At 60.3% G+C, this 19,670-nt stretch carries 13 protein-coding genes, 1 tRNA gene and 2 pseudogenes; 7 read left to right on the top strand and 9 right to left on the bottom strand.

Annotation, left to right across the window (positions count from 1 at the left end):
• Positions 1 to 281: 281 nt before the first annotated feature.
• The 5 genes from bioB to htpX all read left to right on the top strand — a co-directional run bounded on the left by bioB (position 282) and on the right by htpX (position 5,095).
• Positions 282 to 1,370, top strand: a complete 1,089-nt coding sequence (gene bioB, locus ACRAUW_RS10325; RefSeq protein ID WP_431362207.1) for a biotin synthase BioB — start codon at positions 282 to 284, stop codon at positions 1,368 to 1,370.
• Entirely contained in the window at positions 1,367 to 2,563 is a 1,197-nt protein-coding gene (bioF, locus tag ACRAUW_RS10330) for an 8-amino-7-oxononanoate synthase (protein ID WP_431362208.1), read from the top strand. Before bioB ends, bioF begins: the two co-directional genes overlap by 4 nt.
• Positions 2,556 to 3,371, top strand: coding sequence for a malonyl-ACP O-methyltransferase BioC (gene bioC / locus ACRAUW_RS10335; RefSeq protein ID WP_431362209.1), 816 nt, complete (start codon positions 2,556 to 2,558; stop codon positions 3,369 to 3,371). Before bioF ends, bioC begins: the two co-directional genes overlap by 8 nt.
• A 60-nt stretch (positions 3,372 to 3,431) precedes the next feature.
• Positions 3,432 to 4,109, top strand: coding sequence for a dethiobiotin synthase (gene bioD, locus ACRAUW_RS10340; protein WP_431362210.1), 678 nt, complete (start codon positions 3,432 to 3,434; stop codon positions 4,107 to 4,109).
• A gap of 113 nt (positions 4,110 to 4,222) precedes the next feature.
• Positions 4,223 to 5,095: a protease HtpX gene (gene htpX, locus ACRAUW_RS10345; RefSeq protein WP_431362211.1), complete on the top strand. Its 873-nt coding sequence runs from the start codon at positions 4,223 to 4,225 to the stop codon at positions 5,093 to 5,095.
• A gap of 126 nt (positions 5,096 to 5,221) precedes the next feature.
• On the opposite strand, the gene ACRAUW_RS10350 is transcribed toward htpX, so the two are convergent.
• Both ACRAUW_RS10350 and ACRAUW_RS10355 read right to left on the bottom strand, forming a co-directional pair.
• Positions 5,222 to 6,208: a DUF481 domain-containing protein gene (locus ACRAUW_RS10350; protein ID WP_431362212.1), complete on the bottom strand. Its 987-nt coding sequence runs from the start codon at positions 6,206 to 6,208 to the stop codon at positions 5,222 to 5,224.
• Positions 6,209 to 6,242: 34 nt separating this feature from the next.
• Positions 6,243 to 7,151, bottom strand: coding sequence for a L,D-transpeptidase family protein (locus ACRAUW_RS10355; RefSeq protein WP_431362218.1), 909 nt, complete (start codon positions 7,149 to 7,151; stop codon positions 6,243 to 6,245).
• 437 nt (positions 7,152 to 7,588) lie between these two features.
• Here ACRAUW_RS10355 and ACRAUW_RS10360 point away from each other — a divergent pair.
• Positions 7,589 to 7,678 (top strand) — tRNA-Ser (locus tag ACRAUW_RS10360).
• Positions 7,679 to 7,741: 63 nt separating this feature from the next.
• On the opposite strand, the pseudogene ACRAUW_RS10365 reads toward ACRAUW_RS10360, so the two are convergent.
• The 7 genes and pseudogenes from ACRAUW_RS10365 to ACRAUW_RS10395 form a co-directional block, all read right to left on the bottom strand.
• Positions 7,742 to 8,059: pseudogene (locus tag ACRAUW_RS10365) on the bottom strand (transposase); the annotation flags it as partial.
• Between the two features lie 41 nt (positions 8,060 to 8,100).
• Positions 8,101 to 8,463 (bottom strand): copper-binding protein, encoded by a 363-nt coding sequence (locus tag ACRAUW_RS10370; RefSeq protein WP_431362213.1) that lies wholly within the window; start codon positions 8,461 to 8,463, stop codon positions 8,101 to 8,103.
• A 44-nt stretch (positions 8,464 to 8,507) separates the two neighbouring features.
• Positions 8,508 to 11,636 carry an efflux RND transporter permease subunit gene (locus tag ACRAUW_RS10375; protein WP_431362214.1) on the bottom strand — a complete coding sequence of 1,043 codons (3,129 nt, stop codon included), beginning with the start codon at positions 11,634 to 11,636 and terminating at the stop codon, positions 8,508 to 8,510.
• Positions 11,633 to 13,150 (bottom strand): efflux RND transporter periplasmic adaptor subunit, encoded by a 1,518-nt coding sequence (locus ACRAUW_RS10380; RefSeq protein WP_431362215.1) that lies wholly within the window; start codon positions 13,148 to 13,150, stop codon positions 11,633 to 11,635. Before ACRAUW_RS10380 ends, ACRAUW_RS10375 begins: the two co-directional genes overlap by 4 nt.
• Before the next feature lie 296 nt (positions 13,151 to 13,446).
• Entirely contained in the window at positions 13,447 to 13,947 is a 501-nt protein-coding gene (locus tag ACRAUW_RS10385; protein ID WP_431362216.1) for a hypothetical protein, read from the bottom strand.
• A 153-nt stretch (positions 13,948 to 14,100) separates the two neighbouring features.
• Complete coding sequence (locus ACRAUW_RS10390; protein WP_431362217.1) at positions 14,101 to 17,211, bottom strand: efflux RND transporter permease subunit; 3,111 nt, start codon at positions 17,209 to 17,211, stop codon at positions 14,101 to 14,103.
• A gap of 9 nt (positions 17,212 to 17,220) precedes the next feature.
• Positions 17,221 to 18,420 carry an efflux RND transporter periplasmic adaptor subunit gene (locus tag ACRAUW_RS10395; protein WP_431362219.1) on the bottom strand — a complete coding sequence of 400 codons (1,200 nt, stop codon included), beginning with the start codon at positions 18,418 to 18,420 and terminating at the stop codon, positions 17,221 to 17,223.
• 443 nt (positions 18,421 to 18,863) lie between these two features.
• Here ACRAUW_RS10395 and ACRAUW_RS10400 point away from each other — a divergent pair.
• Positions 18,864 to 19,670: pseudogene (locus tag ACRAUW_RS10400) on the top strand (hypothetical protein); the annotation flags it as partial.

The following is a 19,670-nucleotide window of genomic DNA, read 5'->3' on the forward strand; positions in this document are numbered from 1 at the left end:
CGCTGGCCACTTCATAGCAGGGCAGGGGGTGAGTGAGGGAGGTATAGGGGTGCCAGATGTGGTGCAGGTCGAATTCTTGGTTGGTCATTTTGTGTTCTGTTGTCAATTTATTTGATCTGGTCGGTGTTGACAGTCTACGCGTGCTCTCTACACTAGCCAACAATTTCAGCCACTTGGCACTGCGCATCACCCTGAGCGCGCGGGCCCGGCGGCGGGTTTTGTAGCTGACCATCCCAAGATGGCGGGCGCAGGATCCCACTAATAACAACCGGAAGCCATGTATGAATGCTCTCACCGCGGGCGGTCACGCCCTTCGTCATGACTGGACCCTCGCCGAGGTTCAGGCCCTGTTTGCTCTGCCATTCAACGATCTGCTGTTTCAGGCCCAGACTGTCCACCGCGCCCACTTTGACCCGAACGAAGTGCAGGTGAGCACCTTGCTTTCCATCAAGACCGGCGCCTGCCCGGAAGATTGCAAATACTGCCCCCAGAGCGCCCGTTATCACACCGGTCTTGAGGCCGAGCGGCTGATGGAGGTGGAAAAGGTGCTGGAGCGGGCTCGCGAAGCCAAGGCCAACGGCTCGTCACGCTTTTGCATGGGAGCCGCCTGGCGCAACCCCAAAGAGAAGGACATGCCCTACATCATCCGGATGATTGAGGAGGTGCGCGGGCTCGGTATGGAGACCTGCATGACCTTGGGGATGCTCACCGCCGATCAGGCGGCCCGTCTTGGCGCTGCGGGGCTCGATTACTACAACCACAACCTCGACACCTCGCCGGAGTTTTACGGCGAGATCATCTCCACCCGCACTTATCAGGATCGTCTCGATACCCTGGAGCATGTGCGCAGCGCCGGCATGAAGGTCTGCTCCGGTGGTATCGTCGGCATGGGCGAGCAGGCGAAAGATCGGGCGGGCCTCTTGATGGCGCTGGCCAATCTGCCGCGCCACCCGGAGAGTGTGCCCATCAACATGCTGGTCAAGGTGAAGGGAACGCCGCTGGAGAACGAGGCGAACCTCGATCCATTCGAATTTATCCGCACCATCGCCGTGGCGCGGATCATGATGCCCGCCTCCCATGTGCGCCTCTCAGCCGGGCGGGAGAAGATGAACGAGCAGATGCAGGCGATGTGCTTTATGGCCGGGGCCAACTCCATTTTCTATGGCTGCAAGTTGCTGACCACCCCCAACCCGGACGAAAACAGCGATATGCAGCTGTTCAAGCGGCTCGGCATTCGCCCCGCCCAGCGCGCCCAGAAGCCGGATCAGGTTCAAGAAGAGGAGCTGCTGGCCGAGGTGAGTCGCCAGAGCGAGCCCACCGAGATGTTTTATGACGCCACCCGCCCCCGTGCAGGGGCCGCTCGGTCATGAACGGCCCTGCAGTAACGGGCCCCTTTGGGTTGGGCACGGCGCTGGCCGAGCGCGAGCAGGTGGGTCTGCTGCGCAACCGCATCGCGACCGACGGGGCGAGTGGCGGGAGGCTCAGGGTTGCAGGGCGCGAATACTTCAACTTTTCCGCCAACGACTATCTGGGACTGGCAGATCACGGCGCCATCAAGGCCGCCTTCAACGCGGGGGTTGAGCGTTATGGTACGGGCTCCGGCGCCTCGCCGCTGGTGACCGGTTACAGCCGTGCCCACCAACAGCTGGAGGAGACCCTGGCCGAGTGGCTCGGGGTGGAGGCGGTACTGCTGTTCAATTGCGGTTTTGCCGCCAATCAGGCGGTGCTCAAAGCGCTGCTCGGCAAGGAGCATCTGCTGTGGCAGGACAAACTCAACCACGCCTCTTTGCAGGAGATGGGCAGTCAGCTCCCTTGCAAGATGAAGCGTTTTGCCCACAACGATATGGCGGCCCTTGAACGGCAGCTTGAGCCCAATCGCGGGCTGATTGTTTCGGAAGGGGTGTTCAGCATGGACGGGGATCAGGCCCCCTGGGGTGAACTCGCGGCCTTGGCAGCCCGGAGCGGCAACTGGTTGATGATCGATGATGCCCACGGCCTCGGCGTGCTGGGCCCTGAGGGACGCGGCACCCTGGCCGCACAAGGGGTGAACCCGGCCTGTGTACACATCCAGATGGGCACTTTTGGCAAGGCGCTCGGGGTTGCCGGTGCCTTTGTCGGCGGCAGTCGCGAACTGGTGGAGTATCTGGTCAACTTCGCTCGCCACTATGTCTACAGCACCCATATGCCCGCCGCGCAGGCTTGCGCGGTCAGCAAGAGCATCGAACTGGTGCGCGCGGCTGATGAGTCCCGCGCCCATCTTGGCCAGCTGATCGCCCGCTTCCGGCAAGGGGCAAAGGCGCAGGGTTGGCAGCTTGGCGCGAGCGATACCCCGATCCAGCCGCTGCTGGTGGGGGAGAGCTTTGCTGCTTTGCAACTGGCCGAGCGACTGCGGGATCGCGGCGTTTGGGCTGGCGCCATCCGCCCGCCCACAGTGCCGGTCGGTACGGCCCGGCTGCGCATCACCTTGAGCGCGGCTCACCGTGAGCAGGATGTGGATCGTCTGCTCGATGCCTTGGGTGCCAGCCCTTTTGCAACAACGGTTGGGGAGGCTCACCATGGCTGAGCGTTTTCAAACGGTCGACAAGGTGCAGCTTGCTCGCCGTTTCGGCGCCGCAGCTCGTCATTACGATGCCCACGCCCGCTTTCAGCAGGAGGTGGGTCAGGCGCTGCTGGAATGGATGCCGAGCAGGCCGGTTGGCACTGATCTGACGGTGAGCGGGCTGGATCTGGGCTGCGGCACCGGTTTTTTCTTGCCCCAACTGGCAAATCGCTGTCACCAGCTTGTGGGGCTGGATCTCGCCCCCGGCATGCTGGCGCAGGCTGCCTTGCGTGGCAGCGGTGCTCGCCTGCTCTGCGGCGATGCGGAGCAGCTTCCTTTCGCCGATAACGCGTTCGACTGGGTTTTCTCAAGTCTGGCGCTGCAGTGGTGCGAGCGTCCGGCCCAGGCTTTCGGCGAGCTGCAGCGGGTGGTCAAACCGGGCGGCCAGATCTTTTTCTCGACCTTGCTCGATGAGTCGCTCTGGCAGTTGCGAGCCGCCTGGCAGCAGCTTGATGGTCGTGCCCATGTCAATCGCTTCCTCAGCCTGCCACAATTGGAGCAGGCGCTGGCTAGTGCCGGGGTAGTTGCTCCCGAGCTGCGTTGTATCACTTGGGAGCTCGCCTATCTTGAATTGCCGCAGCTGTTGCGCGATCTCAAGGGGATCGGGGCCAATCAGGTCAACGACAGTCAGGGAAACGACGCTCCGGCCGGTCTGAGCGGTCGCGCCAGATTGCAGCAGCTGGCTCAGGCGTATGAGGCGTTTCGCCAGCCCGATGGCAGGCTGGTTGCCAGTTATCGGGTGTGCCTCGGCCGTATCAGCAAGTCTCGCTGAGTGCCGGGAATCGCAGTATGTGCAGGGCAGTGTGCCACTCCCTGCCAAGGAGAGAACCGTATGAAAACATTCTTTATCACCGGCACCGATACCGATGTGGGCAAGACGCTGGTGGCGCGCACCTTGTTGCGTGAATTCAGCGCACAGGGAATCAAGTGCGCGGGCTACAAGCCGGTATCGGCCGGATGTGCCCGCACTCCGGACGGCCTGCGCAACCTCGATGCAGTTCTGTTGCAGGAGGCGGCTAGCCTGCCGCTGCCCTATGAGGTGGTCAATCCGTTCGCCTATGAGCCGCCGATTGCGCCCCATATCGCCGCCAGCGAGGCGCGCCAGCCTATCACCATGCAGGGGTTGAGCGAGGGGCTGCGCAAGATTGAACAGGCAGGGGCCGAACTGGCGGTAGTGGAAGGGGCGGGGGGCTGGTATCTGCCGCTCGATCGCAAGCATCTGCTGTCGGACTGGGTGAAGCGGGAGAACATGGCGGTGATTCTGGTGGTGGGGGCCAAGCTGGGTTGCCTCAACCATGCGCTGCTCACCTTTGCCGCCATTCGCAATGATCAGCTGCCGGTGGCGGGGTGGGTAATTAATCGGCTCCATGGTTCCATGAGCCATTATCAGGAAAATCTGGACACATTGAGGGGGTTGCTGCCAGCTCCCTTCCTCGGCGAAATTCCGTTTATAAACAATCCGCTTGAAGCCGATTTGCAGGGGCGTCTCGATATCTCGCCGCTACTGTGACGGCATATTCAGCGAACATTCATCGAATCTCCCTAGAATGTCGACATTAACATGATCAGGTGGGGATCCCGAGTGATCCCCGGTCATGTCCTTTATCTTCACAAGGAGTCTATATGAAGCGAATTATGCTATTCCTGGTGACCAACCTGGCCGTCATGCTGGTGCTGGGGGTGGTACTCAATATCCTGTTCTCGGTTCTGGGGATCAACAAGTCCAGCATTTCCGGGCTGTTGTTGTTCTGTGCCGTGTTCGGTTTTGGGGGTTCCTTTATCTCCTTGCTGATGTCCAAGTGGATGGCCAAGCGCAGCTATGGCGTCCAGGTTATCGAGCAGCCCCGTAACGAGACAGAGCACTGGCTGGTGAGTACTGTAGCTCGCCAGGCCCGTGAAGCGGGCATCAAGATGCCGGAAGTGGGGATCTACGACTCCCCCGAGATGAACGCCTTTGCCACCGGTGCCCGCCGCGATGATTCGCTGGTGGCGGTCTCCTCCGGCCTGCTCTACAGCATGAGCCGCGACGAGGCGGAAGCGGTGCTGGCCCACGAGGTGAGCCACGTGGCCAACGGCGACATGGTGACCCTGACCCTGATCCAGGGGGTAGTGAACACCTTCGTGATGTTCTTCGCCCGCATCGTGGCCGGCGTGATCAGCAACTTCTTCAGCTCGAATAACGATGAAGAGAGCAGCAGTACCGGCGGGTTTGCCTACATGATCACCGTGTTCGTGCTGGAGATGCTGTTCGGTATTCTGGCCTCCATCATCGTCATGTGGTTCAGCCGTCAGCGTGAGTTCCGTGCCGATGCCGGTGCCGCCAAGCTGGCCGGTCGCGACAAGATGATTGCCGCCCTTGAGCGCCTCTCCCGCGGTGCCGAGCCGCAGCTGGAAGGCTCCATGATGGCTTTTGGCATCAACGGCAAGCGCTCCATGAGCGAGCTGTTTATGAGCCACCCGCCCATCGAGCAGCGTATCGCCGCCCTGCGTGGTTGATAGATACTGAATGACGGGGATATCCCGAATAAAAAACGGCTGCCTTCGGGCAGCCGTTTTGCTTTTCAGCGTTCTTTAAAGCTTGAAGTGCCCCATCTCCAGGCGCAGCAGCCCTTTGCTGTTGACTTAAAAACTGGCTCCCAGACTGAGAAGGTGCTTGTAATCAGTTTGGTTGAGAGATTGGCTGAGTGGTCCCAAATTGAATTCCCCATCTAAACGCTCCATTTCACTACTCCACGAGAGACGCAGATGGTCGCTGAAGTAGTAGCGAAGACCGATAGTGCCAGAGATATCTTGCTGGAGAATAATATAGGGAGAGGGTTGAGCCAGATATTTGGTATAGCTTCCTTTGCTGAATAGCTCGAATGGCTGTAGCCAGAAAGAGAGTGGTTGGCGGTAGTCCCAGCTGAGCTCTCCGATGGGATAGCTGATGGTTTGTGAGTTTGAATACAATATGCTCAGCTGCTCATTGTTGCGATAGTAGGCCCGTTGCATCCCCCCTTGGGCAATAAGCTCAAGGCGCCTTTTTTTGTCATTCCAGAAGCGATAACCGGGACCTGAACCAAAATCGAGCTTCAGGTAGTTGTCATCAAGCATGTCATATTCGGCATTGAGCGAACTGCGAATGAACCAGTGCTGATCAAGGAAGTAGTCGAGGGTGGGATTCAGCTTGTAGTCATGGCTATCAGTGACACGGTTGGTGGTCTCATAGTTATATTCTCCTGACAGGCTGTAACGCCAGTCGAGATTGGCCACTTCAGTCGTACCTTTGACATTGACGTTATTGGTTTTTTTATTGCTGTCCCTGATCTTGATGTTGAAATCGCCGTTGCCGCTCCAGAGCCAGGCATTGCGTTCATCCTTGTCATTCTCGAACAGCTTGAGCCCCCCTTTCGCCATTACTTTGGGCTTGTCCTGTTTATCGATACGCCAGCGTTTGATGGCTTCCCGCTGGACGGTGACAACGCCGCTGTAGGGCAAGGCGATGCGTACCGACTGTTCGGTCACCTCCTCGATGCTGCCGGTCAGACGATCGCCATTGTTCATCCAGAGGATGTCTTTTGCCCACAAAGAGTGGCAGGCAAACAGGAGTACGAGGGGCTGGTATTTCATAAGGTGACTCCAGTGGGACTCGGGCGCTGGTGACTTAACCACTGACAAGCTGGCTGCTGATGGGGCGGGGCAGGCCATTTTTGCTCTCCAACGCCGCCGTCACCTCATCCTGCATCACGTCAGGGGCGCTGATAAAGCTCTCTATGGCCGGTGATAGCATCAGCGGGGCGCCATTTTCAAGCTCCTCTTCGGTGCGAGAGAGCGGGGAGTGCACCTCCAGCCAGCGGCGACCATCCGGCTCGATGGCGACCTTGACAGGTTGATTGATGACCCGCACCGGCGTGCCGATCGGCACAATCTTGAACAGGGCTTCGATATCGTCAGGTCGCAGCCGGATGCAGCCAGCACTTACACGCAGGCCAACGCCAAAATCCTTGTTGGTGCCGTGGATCAGGTAGTCGCGTTTGCCATAGCCAAGGCGCATGGCGAACTTGCCGAGGGGGTTCTCCGGGCCGGGGGGCACCACGGCGGGCAGGGTGATCCCTTTTTGCTCCAGCCAGGATTTGCGCACCATGGGGCCGGGCACCCAGGTCGGGTTGGGATTCTTCTCGATGACGGTGGTGGTCATCTCGGGAGTCTCGCGGCCGAGATCACCAATCCCGATGGGCAGTACGATGACCTCGCTTTTCGCTTTGGGAAAGTAGTAGAGGCGAAGTTCGGGAAGATTGATGACGATCCCCTCGTGAGGCACATCGGGTAGTAGCATTTGGGTTGGCAAGGTCAAGCGGGTGCCCGGTTTGGGCAAATAGGGGTCTACACCGGGATTTGCTTCCAGCAGCGCCAAAAAACCAATCTGGGTATGTTTGCCTACCAGCTCCAGATGATCGTCCTGCTGGATAATATAATCTTCCAGCTCACCGATGAGGCGACTTCCTGCCGGTGGCAGCGGGTAGCGTTTGGCCTCTGCCGGCGCTGCGTAGAGCAGGATTGCTGCCAGCAGCATGGCAAGAGCGGATGTTAGAGATAGGGGCTTGAGTTTCGGCAATCGCATAAGAAGATCCATCAGTTCAATCGGGGCGGAAGATCATTAACATAACCGCCAGGATGGCGCGATTGTTCCTCAATCAGCCCATGATTACCAGCTTGCTGCGTACCCGCCATGATGTGGGGATACATAGGAAACCTGCTAAAATCGACATCTTCCATATGTTTGAGCGCCAGGCGCGAAAAAGAGACGTTCCATGGCAATGGGAGAATATCATGATATGGATAAAGGCCGAGTGTGCGAGCGGGGGGATGCGGGACTATGCAGGTGGCCTCACAACGCGAACAGCACGTGCCACATTGTGAACCTGCTCCCAGATATCTGATTCAGTTACTTGATATCTAAGAAATTTTTATTGCATCCTCGGCCATGCTTGGGTAAAACTCTTTTCCCACGGAGAGATGCCGGAGTGGCCGAACGGGATTGACTCGAAATCAATTGTGGCAGCAATGCCACCCAGGGTTCGAATCCCTGTCTCTCCGCCACATACCAAGCCCAACCTGTTGATTAGGTTGGGCTTTTTAATTTATTTGATTTCCTGGCATGCCATCGAGTATGTCATTTAGGTGCTCAGCGTTGAGATTTTCCCGGTTACGCAGGAGCAGCCAACGACTCTGCTTGACCATTTTGCGGGCAGGCTTGTCATGGCGCAGTGCGTTGGCCTGAGCGACTCTGATGCGGTCAATCACCTCGCGACCATAACGGGCCGTGACATGGAACAGGTCGTACACCACCTCGCTCTGAGAGCCGTGCTGCTTTACCTCCAGATCGAAGGCGGTGTTCATATCCATCGCCACCGTTTCGATCTGTTCGCACAGCTCGCCGAGTTGCTTGAAGAAGGGGCATAGGGCCTCACGGCGGTTGCCTCCCTCTTGCTTACCCGTGTAGCCCGGAGCGGGCCGGGCATTTACTGCGGCTTGATTTGGGTGATGGTAAGCTTGCCACCCGGGTTCTCGGCGTGAAAGCGCACTGCATCCCCCACCTTAAGAGCCTTGAGCTGGGCCGGTTCAGCTACCCGAAACACCATGGTCATGGCGGGCATCTTGAGGTTGTCGATCGCCTCGTGCTTGATGCCGACCTTGCCGTTGGCTGCGTCGATGCGAGTGATGACCCCCTGGGTCATCGCCATCTCGCCCATCTCGTTCATGCCTTCCATCTGGCTCATCTGGCCCATGTCGTGGCCGGCATGGTTCATCATCTCCTCGGCCTGCAGGCCGGTGTGGGTGGCAAGGCCAAGCAGCAGGGTCAGGGTCAGCGTTTTGTAGTTCATGATGGTTTCCTTATCGTTCAGTCAATATGGATCGTGAAATCGGGTTATTCGGATTGCGGGTTCGTGCTCTTGCCAAGGCTGCGACTGCGCCACAGGTAATAGGCCGCTGGCAGCACCAGCAGGGTCAGTACCAGCGCGCTCACCATGCCGCCAATCATGGGGGCGGCGATGCGCTGCATCACCTCGGAGCCGGTGCCGTGGCTCCACATGATGGGCAAGAGGCCCGCGATGATGGTGACCACCGTCATCATCTTGGGGCGCAGGCGCAGGGCGGCGCCATGGATCACCGCCCGGTGCAGGCTCGCCTTGTCCGGCTTGCCGCTGGCAACGAGCTCGTCCCAGGCGTGGTTGAGGTAGACCAGCATCAGCACGCCTGTTTCCACCGCCACCCCCGCCAGGGCGATAAAGCCCACCCCGACTGCCACAGAGAGGTTGAAGTCGAGCAGCCAGAGGGTCCAGATCCCCCCCACCACCGCCAGCGGCAAGGTGGTGAGAATGAGCAGCACCTCCTGGAAGCGGCGAAACGCCAGATAGAGCAGCAGCACGATAATGGCGATGGTGAGTGGCACTACGTAGGCGAGGCGCGCCTTGGCCCGCTCCATGTACTCGTATTGGCCAGACCAGGTGAGGGCGTAGCCCGCCGGCAGCACCAGCTGCTTGCCCACCTCGGCTTTGGCCTCATCGACGAAGGAGCCGATATCGCGGCCGCGAATGTCGACGTAGACCCAGCCGTTGAGGCGCGCGTTTTCACTGCGCAGCATGGGGGCCTCGTCGCTGATGTAGACCCGGGCTACATCAGCCAGCGCGATGCGCGCCCCGCTCGGCGTCACCACCGGCAGCAGCTCCAGACTGGCCACCGAGTCGCGATAGCTCTGGGGGTAGCGCAGGTTGATGGGGTAACGCTCGCGCCCCTCGATGGTCTGGCCCACCTCCATGCCGCCCACTGCGGTGGCAAGCACCGCCTGCACGTCGGCGATGTTGAGGCCGTAACGGGCCGCTTTCAGTCGGTCGATATCCACCTTGACGTAGCGGCCACCGGCCACCCGCTCGGCGTAGACCGATGAGGCGCCCTCCACCTTGCCGACGATCTGTTCAAGCTGTTGGCCGAGCTGCTGGATCACCTTAAGATCCGGCCCCGCTATCTTGATGCCGACCGGGGTCTTGATGCCGGTGGCCAGCATGTCGATGCGGGTCTTGATGGGGGGCACCCAGGCGTTGGTGAGGCCGGGGAAGCGGATGAGGGAGTCGAGCTCTTCTTTCAGCTTCTCCGGGGTCATGCCGGGGCGCCACTGATCGCGTGGCTTGAGCTGGATGCTGGTCTCCATCATCACCAGATCGGCGGGGTCGGTGGCTGATTCGGCGCGCCCCGCCTTGCCGAACACGTTCTGCACCTCGGGCACGGTGCGAATGAGCTTGTCGGTCTGCTGCAAAATCTCCCGCGCCTTGCCCACCGAGATATTGGTCGCGGTGGTGGGCATGTACATGATGTCCCCCTCATCGAGCGGCGGAATGAACTCGGAGCCGAGGTACTTGAGCGGCCAGAAGCCCGCCACCGTCACCACGGCGGCGATAGCCAGAGTGGTTTTGGGACGGGCCAGCACGGCTTTGAGCAGCGGTACATAGCCTTGACTCAGCCAGCGGTTGAGCGGGTTGGCCTGTTCCGCCAGCACCTTGCCACGGATAAAGTAACCCATGATCACCGGTACCAGCGTGATAGCTAGCCCGGCCGCCGCCGCCATGGCGTAGGTCTTGGTGTAGGCGAGGGGGTGGAACATCCGCCCCTCCTGCGCCTCCAGCGCGAACACCGGCAGGAAGCTGATGGTGATGATCAGCAGGGAGAAGAAAATCGCCGGCCCCACCTCGATACTCGCCTCGACAATCACCAGCCAGCGGTTCTTCTCCGTCAGCTCGGTGCGCTCCATATGTTTGTGGACGTTCTCGATCATCACGATGGCACCGTCCACCATGGCGCCGATGGCGATGGCGATGCCCCCCAGCGACATGATGTTGGCGTTGATCCCCTGCAGGTGCATCACGATGAAGGCGGTCAGGATGGCGATGGGCAAGGAGATGACCACCACCAGCGATGAGCGCAGGTGGAACAGGAAGGCGAGGCAGACCAGCACCACCACCGCGAACTCCTCCACCAGCTTGCCGGAGAGGTTGTCGATGGCGCGCTGGATAAGGTCTGAGCGGTCGTAGACGGTGACGACCTCCACTCCCTCCGGCAGGCTGCTCTTCAGCTGGGCGAGCCGCGCCTTGACCCCGTCGATGGTGTGTTGGGCATTCTCGCCATAGCGCATGACGATAATGCCGCCCACGACTTCCCCTTCGCCGTTGAGCTCGGCGATGCCGCGTCGGCTCTGGGGGCCGGTGACCACATCTGCCACATCCCCCAGCAGCAGCGGGGCGCCGCGCACATTGGTACCGAGCGGGATCTGCTTCAGATCATCCACGCTCTTCAGATAGCCATTGGAGCGTACCATGTACTCCGCTTCCGCCATCTCGATGACGGAGGCGCCGGTCTCCTGATTGCCCTGTTTGATGGCGGTCTCGATAAGGGAGAGCGGGATGCCGTAGGCGCGCAGCTTGTCCGGGTCGACCCGCACCTGATATTGGCGCACCATGCCGCCCACGGTGGCGACCTCGGAGACCCCGTCCACCGTCTGCAACTCGTACTTGAGGAACCAGTTCTGCAGCGAGGTGAGCTGGCTGAGGTCATGCTTGCCGGTTCTGTCCACCAGCGCGTATTGATAGACCCAGCCCACCCCGGTGGCATCTGGGCCGAGCTGGGGGCGGGCAGAGGCGGGCAGATTGGGCGCGACCTGGCTCAAATACTCCAGCACCCGGGCGCGGGCCCAGTAGAGGTCGGTGTTGTCGTCAAACAGCACATAGACGAAGGAGTCGCCGAAGAAGGAGTAGCCGCGCACCGTGGTGGCCCCCGGCACCGCCAGCATGGCGGTGGTGAGCGGGTAGGTGACCTGATCCTCAACTACTTGGGGCGCCTGGCCCGGATAGGAGGTCTTGATGATCACCTGCACGTCGGAGAGATCCGGCAGGGCGTCCACCGGGGTCTGTTTGACCGACCAGAGCCCCCAGGCGGTGAGCATGAGGGTCAATAGCAGCACCAGAAAGCGGTTGCCGATGGACCAACGAATGATGGAAGGGATCATGACTTGGCTCCCATATCGTGTTGGCTATGGTCCATGCCTTCCATCTTTCCCATCTCATCCGTTGCAGGCTTGGCGTCGCCGTGAGTAGCGGGTGTTTTCTCCTGATGGATGGTGGTGATGCGGTACTCATCCCCCTCCTGCATTACCTGCAGGTGCAGGGTCTGCCCCTCGACCAGCTTGCTGATATCGACCCCGTCGGCGACGGTGAACTCCATCTCCATGGCGGGCCACTGCCACTCGGGGATGGGCTGGTGGGAGACCATCAGGGTACGGTTGGCCAGATCGACGCTTTCAACCTCGCCCTGGGTCCACACCTGGGCGGGGCGCACCGCCGTCATGCGCTGGAAGTCCGAATCGATGGCCGATTCGGAGTCGAGCAGGAACTGGGCCGAGCTGACGATGTTATCCCCAGCCTCTACCCCTGCCTTGATGGCGACCTTGTCGCCAAACTGGGGGCCGAGAGTGACTGCGACCGACTTGAAGTTGCCATCCCCCAACGCCAGCACCAGCCGATCCTGACTGCCGGTACGGATCACCGCTTCGCTCTGTACCACCAGCCGGGGCTCGCCCTGCCCGGTGCGAATGCTCACCTTGGCGAACATGTTGGGTTTCAGGAACTCGTCCGGGTTGGCAAAGCGCAGCCGCACCTTGAGGGTGCGGGTGGTGGCATCCAGAGTCGGGTAGAGGTAATCCACCTTGCCTTGCCAACTGCGGCCGGGGGCATAGTCGAGGGTCATGGTGACCGGATCCCCCACCTTCAGTTGGGCCGCCTGACGCTCGAACACCTCGGCACTCACCCACACCTGCTTGAGGGTGCTGATGTTAAAGAGCGCTGCGGCGGGCTCCACATACTGGCCTTCGCGCACCTTCAGTTCGGAAACATAACCGCTGCTGGGGGCATAGATGCGCACCGTCTCCTGCACCTGGCGGCTGCGCTTGAGGGCCGCAATCTGATCCGCCGGCACCTGCAGGGACTTGAGCTTGCCCTCGGCGGCGCGCAGCAGCAGCGGGTTGGTTGTGTTGAGGGCGAGCAGGTACTCGTGCTGGGCATTGACCAGATCCGGGGCGTAGAGCTCGTAAATCAGGCTCCCCTTGCTCACCTGCTGCCCCTCGCTCTTGATGGCGAGGGTGCGGATCCAGCCCGCCATGCGGGCGTTGACCGCCTCCAGACTGTCCTCGTCATAGCCGACGTAGCCCACCGTCTCGATCTGCTGGTGGATGGGCAGCTTCTCCACCTTGGCGAGCCGTACCCCCAGGTTCTGCTGGATCTCGGGGCTGATGGTGACGGTACCCGGTGAGCCGCCCTGTTTTTCCTCATAGACGGGGATAAAGTCCATCCCCATGTTGTCTTTGGCGGGGGCATCGCGCTTGTCGCGGGGATCCATGGGGTTGACCCAGTAGAGCGGCGTCTTCTCCTTGGCCGCGGTGCCAGCTGTGGTCTGTTTGGCGGCCCAGTAGCCGCCACCGGCGCCGAGGGCGAGCAGCAGGGCCGACATCAGGACGGTCTTGTTCATGACTGGCCTCCGGCGCGGATCTGCATGCAGAAAGTGCAGGAGGGTAATGCGCCCGCAAAGGCAGCAACCTTGGACGGTGAAAAGTGGGCTGGTGACATAATACGTCTTCTCTTTTGCAGGCCGCCGGATGGGAGATGGACAAGGCATCACCCAAGGGGTTGGCGGCAAACGGGGCGCAGCTGTGTCAGCGCGCACGGCTCCCTGTGAGCTGGCTGGTTTGGCCGGGGCACAGGGTCAGGCAAGGCGGCAGGAAACGGGCAAGCCGAGGCCTGCCGCTGCCGCAAGAGAAGCGCTTTCTAGTGGCGCAGCACCGACAGCATCAGGTGTCGGCGTGGCCAGGAGGGGGGATGGGTACCGCGCGATCGCAGGAAGGGATCCCGCAACCAGTTATCAAGCAGTGACGCTGCGACGTTGTTGCCAAGCAGCAGGGGGAAGATCAGCAGGGCGACCAGTACCCCCAGCAGAGCCATCAGACCGAGGGAGAGGGCATTGACGCCGGTCTGCATCTGGCACTCATCGCCCATGGCTGACCCATCGTCCCCCAGATGGCAGGAGAGGGTCATGCCATCGCTCGGGTGACCCATGGCGTGCATCGCATGAGAGATCTCGCCATCCGCCATCGCCATGGATGAATCGAGCAGCACTATCGAACGGGGGCGGCTTTGGGTCATCTCGGCCGAGAGGGAAGAATCCTGCCAACTGATACAGAGGGTCAGATTGCACGCGAGCAGCAGCGCCAGCAATAGCCGGGCCAGAGCAACAGAGGGCAATCTTGCAGCAAGCTGTATGAGTGACAAACTGGATATCCTTCGGTGTCAGATTGTTGGACTGTAAACCTTGCCACAGGGATAAGGTCAAGGCACGAACCTTGGCGCCATGGGAAACATGGGATAAAAATACCCCCGCAGGTGCAGGGGTATGGGTTATCCAGTCGGGCAACAGGCACGGCCTTACTGTTTCGCACCTTTTTCCGATCCTCGCATGATGAGGCGGAAGAAGAGCGGGATGAAGAAGATGGCGATAAAGGTCGCCGCCAGCATGCCGCCGATGACCGGCCAGCCGAGAGCGTGACGGCTGGCCGCCCCGGCACCGCTGGAGGTGACCAGCGGCACACAGCCGAGGATGAAAGCGAGCGAGGTCATTACGATGGGACGAAAACGCAGGCGCGCCGCCTCCAGTGCCGACTCGATGAGGTTCATCCCCTCCTCGTGCTTCATCACCGCGAACTCCACAATCAGGATGGCGTTTTTGGCGGCAAGGCCCACCAAGGTCACCAGCCCGATCTGGAAGTAGACGTTGTTGGTCAGCCCCACCAGCCAGGTAGCGAGCAGGGCACCGAACAGGGCGAACGGTACCGCGGTGATCACCGCAAACGGCAGGCTCCAGCGTTCATACTGGGCGGCCAGAATGAGGAAGATCATCACGATACCGAAACCAAAGGCCATTCCTGCACTGCCTGCGGCCGCTTTCTCCTGATAGGCGGAGCCGGTCCACTCCAGCTTGGCGTCGTTGCCAAGAGCCTCATTGGCGACCTCTTCCAGCGCGGCGATGGCCTGACCCGAGCTGTAGCCGGAGGCGGGCTGGGCCATGATCTTGGCGGCCTGGAAGATGTTGAAGCGTTCGACCAGTTCGGGGCCGGTGGCATCACGCACCGTCACCAGACTGCTGAGCGGGATCATCTCCCCCTTGTCGGAGCGGACATAGACGTTGCGAATGTCGCTCTTCTTGGCGCGATAGTCTGCCTCGGATTGCAACTGCACCCGGTAGGTACGGCCGAACTGGTTGAAGTCGTTGACATAGACCTGGCCGAAGGTGGCCTGCATGGTGTCGAACACCGCGTTGATCGGCAGCCCCAGCGCCTTGGTCTTTTCGCGATCCAGATCGAGATAGACCTGCGGCACGTTGGCTCGGAATGTACTCGTCACGCTGGCAAACTCGGGGCGCTCCTTGGCCACGTCGAGGAAGCGCTGCACTTCAGCTGAGAAGGCATGGGCATTGCCCGAGCCGCGGTTCTGTAGATAGCCCTCAAGGCCGCCGGTGGTGGACATCCCCTGGATGGGCGGCGGGTTGAAGGAGGCCACGAAACCGTCCGCCAGCCCCATCATGCTCATCCCTTGCAGGATTTTGGCCAGTGAGAAGGAGTCGGCGCCCGCCTCTTTACGCTCGCTCCAGTCCTTCAGAGTAATGAAGGTGAGGCCGCTGTTGCTGACGATGGCGCTGGAGAGGATGTCAAACCCGGAGAAGGTGATCACATCCTTCACGTTGGCGTTGGCCATGGCGATCTGGTCGAACTGGTCGGCGACCACCTGGGTCCGGCTCATCGCGGCGGCATCCGGCAGCATGACGGCGGAGATGAGGTAGCCCTGATCTTCGTTCGGTACCAGTTCGCCCGGCACCTTGAGGAAGAGGCCGTAGATAGAGAGGATCAGCACGGCGATGATGGCAAAGGCGACCCCCACCCGACGGTTCAGGAAGGCTACGCCGCGCACATAGCCGCGGGTCAGCTGATCAAACTTGTCGTTGAACCAGACGAAGAAACGGGCCGGTTTGTGGTGTCCCTCTTTCAGCAACACGGCGCAGAGGGCCGGGGAGAGGGTCAGTGCCACCAGACCGGAGATGGCGACCGAGACCGCGACCGTGATGGCGAACTGCTTGTACATCACTCCTGTCATGCCACCCATAAAGGCGACCGGCAGGAACACGGCGCAGAGCACCAGCACGATGGCGACCACCGGGCCGGAAACCTCCTGCATGGCGAGGATGGCTGCCTCTTTGGGCGAGCACTTCTTCTTGCTCATGATCCGCTCTACGTTTTCGAGCACCACGATGGCGTCATCCACCACGATGCCAATGGCAAGCACCATGCCGAACAGGGTCAGCAGGTTGATGGAGAAACCGAGCACCAGCATGCCGGCGAAGGTACCGATAAGTGACACCGGCACCGCAATACAGGGGATCAGGGTAGCGCGGAAGTTCTGCAGGAACAGGTAGACCACCACGAACACCAGTACGATTGCCTCGAACAGGGTGTGTACCACCTCTTCAATAGAAATCTTCACGAATTCGGTGGTGTCGTAGGGGATCTGGTACTCCACATCTTGCGGGAAGCGCTCCTTGAGTCGCTCCATGGTGGCGTGTACCGCATCGGCAACCGCGACGGCGTTGGCGCCCGGTTGCAGATAGGTGGCGATACCGATGGCCGGTTTGCCGTTGGCGCGGGCGACCAGATCATAATCCTTGCCCCCCAGCTCGACCCGGGCGACATCGCGGACCCGGATCTTGGAACCATCGGGCATGGAGCGGACGATGATGTTCTGGAACTCCTTCACATCCTCAAGGCGCCCCTTGGTCTGCACCGTGTAGGTGAAGTCGATGGGGGCCGTGGTGGGCTGGGCACCGATCTTGCCCGCCGCAAACTGGGTGTTCTGCTCGCGAATGGCGCCGATCACATCGCTCGGGGTGAGCTCGAGCTGGGCCAGTCGATCCGGCCGCAGCCAGATACGCATCGCATAGTCGGTACCGCCAAACAAGGTGGTATCACCGATGCCGGGAATCCGCTTGAGCTCGTCGATGATGTTTAGCAGGGCGTAGTTCGACAGATAGGTGGTATCAAACGAGCCGTTCGGTGACTGGAGGGTAACCACCTGCAGGATGGAGGTCGATTTCTTCTTGACCGTCACCCCCTGCTTTTTCACCTCTTCCGGCAGCTGGGCCATGGCGGCCGAGACCCGGTTGTTGACGTTGATGGTGGCCTGATCCGGATCGGTGCCGATCTCGAAGTAGACGTTGAGGTTCATCTGGCCGTTGGAGGCCGACCCCGACTGAATGTAGATCATCCGCTCGACGCCGTTGATCTGCTGCTCCAGCGGCGCGGCCACGGTCTGGGATATCACCTCCGGGGTTGCGCCCGGATAGAAAGCGGTCACCGAGACCACCGGCGGGGTGATCTGGGGATATTGTTCGATGGGGAGGGCCCGCATCGCCGCCAATCCGCCCAGCACGATAATGATCGAAATCACGCTGGCGAAGATGGGGCGTTCTATGAAGAACTTGGAAAACATACGGGCTCCTTACTTGGCCGCAGACTGGCTGACCACCTTGCCGGTGATCGCCTTCATCTCGTCGGCAGAGACAGGTTTCACCTGGTTGCCGGGGCGAGCCTTCATCAAGCCTTCGACGATATAGCGCTCACCGGCTTGCAGGCCGCTCTCGATCAGCACGCCGGAGTCGACCGCTACGCCCAGAGTCACCGGACGGGGCACCACCTTGTTGTCGGCATCGACCACCATCACCATGCGGTCAGCCTGGGACTGGACGATGGCGCGGGGCGGTACCAAAATAGCGTTTTTGCGCAGGCCCAGATCGATGGTCATGCGGACAAACTGGCCGGGTAGCAGGGTGCCGTTCTTGTTGTCGAAGATGGCGCGGGCACGGATGGTGCCGGTCTGCGGATCGACCCGGTTGTCGGAGAAGTTGAGCTTGCCCGCCTCCGGGTAGAGGGAGCCATCGGCCAGACGGATATGGGTGCGCCAGGTTGTGGCATCTTTCGCCTCAATCACCCCTTTCTTTACCGAGTTTTCGAAGTTGAGGCGATCCTGCTCCGAGTAGGAGAAGTTGACGTAGAGCGGATCAAACTGGGTGATGGTAGTGAGCAGGCCGTTGTCGCCGCTGGTGGAGATAAGGCTCCCCTCGGACTGGGAGCTCTTGCTCGCCATACCATCGATGGGGGCAGTCACCTGGGTGTAGCTGAGGTTGAGTGCAGCCTCCTTTACCTTGGCCTGAGCGGCTTGATGGCTCGCGATGGCCGCTTCATAGTTGGCGATGGTGTCGTCATAGTCCTTGCGGCTGACCACCTGACGCTTGAAGAGGGGGATGATGCGATCACGATCGGCACGGGCCTTGTTGAGACGGGCCTGCTCCTGAGCCAAAGTCCCCTTGGCCTGCTCCAGTGCCACCTTGTAGGGCTCAGGGTCAATCAGAAACAGCTCCTGACCAGCGGTAACCGGCTGGCCTTCCACATAAGTACGCTTGAGCAGGATGCCACTGACCCGGGAACGCACATCGATCTCGCGAAAACCGGCGGTCTCTCCCACCATCTCGGTGGTGAGTGGCACATCGGTCAGCTTGACCTCGGCGACCACCACAGGGACGGCGGGCATGGTCTGGGCCGTCTGGGTCGTCTCGCCGCCACAGGCACTCAGACCGCTGAGCAGCGCCAGGGTCAGCAAGCTGCGTTTGTAAACCTCTCTTCCGGCATTGGGCACCTTCATCATCACACTCCTGTTGGAGCGATTTTGGCAGCTGCGTTCAGCATATTTCTCCATACACATACTTAACATCCTGATAAAAAGTAACTTTTTATGATTGGAATGGGAGATGATAGGGCGGCAACCTTGAACACAACCTTCTCAAAGTGACAATTAGGGTTGCCGATTGACGAAAAAAGTCTGACTTTTTCCGATGTGGGCGGGGACGTTCTCCCGGACTAGGGCTATCTGCAGCCGGATCACTGCAGCACACAATAATATGCAGCATTGATGTAGATGTTATCACAGCGTAAGCCATGGCTAATTTTGAACACAAATGAGGCCTTATTTATTAAGTGTCTCATTAAGAGTGAAATGTCGTCAATGATCACGGCTTATTGCCACACCACTGGATAGTATTACTGCGGGCTTGTCCTACACAGATACCTACAGCGGGAATAACAACAATGAAATTGACCAAGCAGCGAGCGACATGGGTAGCCATGCCGCTTGTCGGGATGCTCGTCTCTTGCGGTGGCGAGGGCGAGTCGGTACCCCCATTACAGACCAGGGAGGTTGAGCTTAGGATCATCGATGGCTATTTACATCGCGCCAGTGTCTGGCTCGATAGTAATGGTAACGGTGAGATTGATCCGGGTGAGCCTAACACTCAGAGTGACGAACTGGGGCGCGCCAGACTCACCATTCCAATCAAGACGGATGCGGTTGTGATGGCCAGAGCCATCGCTGGCCAGACCCGGGATCTCGATCACCCTGACCGCACAGTCGAGCGAGATTTTCTGATGATGGCTCCGGTGGATGCGAAGCTGGTGACCCCCTTGACGACCTATCTCACCTTGCAGCAACGGGAAGGGCAATCCCCAGAAGAGGCCTTATCCAGGCTGCGCCATGAGCTTGCACAACCCCAACTCGATCCGGCGCTCGATTATGTGGCCACTCCTGAACCTCTGATCGGCGCCTCGGCACGAGCCTTGGCACAGCTGTTGCCCACCACATCCCAGCAGATGGCCGATCAGGGGGGATCGCTCCTGAGCCAAGGGGCTAGCGAGATAGGTCAGGATCTGCGTAATCAGCAGCAAAGTGGCGAAGCCATTAAGACCGATCACTGGCATCTCTCCGTGCAGGAGGGGAGCGTGGTGTTGGGTGGAAAAGATCGGGATGGTGACGGGATCAAGGATGCCGACGACGCCTTCCCGAACGACAAGTCAGAGTCCCTGGACAGCGACCAGGATGGCAGCGGCAACAACGCCGAC

The sequence above is a fragment of the Aeromonas sp. genome (genome assembly GCF_050633025.1).
Taxonomy (GTDB): Bacteria; Pseudomonadota; Gammaproteobacteria; order Enterobacterales; family Aeromonadaceae; genus Aeromonas.

What these genes read in the sequence shown, in the direction of transcription:
- ACRAUW_RS10375 (WP_431362214.1), bottom strand. Translation starts at nt 11,636, where the DNA reads ATGATCCCTTCCATCATTCGTTGGTCCATCGGCAACCGCTTTCTGGTG.
- ACRAUW_RS10390 (WP_431362217.1), bottom strand. Translation starts at nt 17,211, where the DNA reads ATGTTTTCCAAGTTCTTCATAGAACGCCCCATCTTCGCCAGCGTGATT.
- ACRAUW_RS10395 (WP_431362219.1), bottom strand. Translation starts at nt 18,420, where the DNA reads ATGAAGGTGCCCAATGCCGGAAGAGAGGTTTACAAACGCAGCTTGCTG.
- ACRAUW_RS10370 (WP_431362213.1), bottom strand. Translation starts at nt 8,463, where the DNA reads ATGAACTACAAAACGCTGACCCTGACCCTGCTGCTTGGCCTTGCCACC.
- bioB (WP_431362207.1), top strand. Translation starts at nt 282, where the DNA reads ATGAATGCTCTCACCGCGGGCGGTCACGCCCTTCGTCATGACTGGACC.
- bioD (WP_431362210.1), top strand. Translation starts at nt 3,432, where the DNA reads ATGAAAACATTCTTTATCACCGGCACCGATACCGATGTGGGCAAGACG.
- htpX (WP_431362211.1), top strand. Translation starts at nt 4,223, where the DNA reads ATGAAGCGAATTATGCTATTCCTGGTGACCAACCTGGCCGTCATGCTG.
- ACRAUW_RS10355 (WP_431362218.1), bottom strand. Translation starts at nt 7,151, where the DNA reads ATGCTGCTGGCAGCAATCCTGCTCTACGCAGCGCCGGCAGAGGCCAAA.
- ACRAUW_RS10380 (WP_431362215.1), bottom strand. Translation starts at nt 13,150, where the DNA reads ATGAACAAGACCGTCCTGATGTCGGCCCTGCTGCTCGCCCTCGGCGCC.
- ACRAUW_RS10350 (WP_431362212.1), bottom strand. Translation starts at nt 6,208, where the DNA reads ATGAAATACCAGCCCCTCGTACTCCTGTTTGCCTGCCACTCTTTGTGG.
- bioF (WP_431362208.1), top strand. Translation starts at nt 1,367, where the DNA reads ATGAACGGCCCTGCAGTAACGGGCCCCTTTGGGTTGGGCACGGCGCTG.
- bioC (WP_431362209.1), top strand. Translation starts at nt 2,556, where the DNA reads ATGGCTGAGCGTTTTCAAACGGTCGACAAGGTGCAGCTTGCTCGCCGT.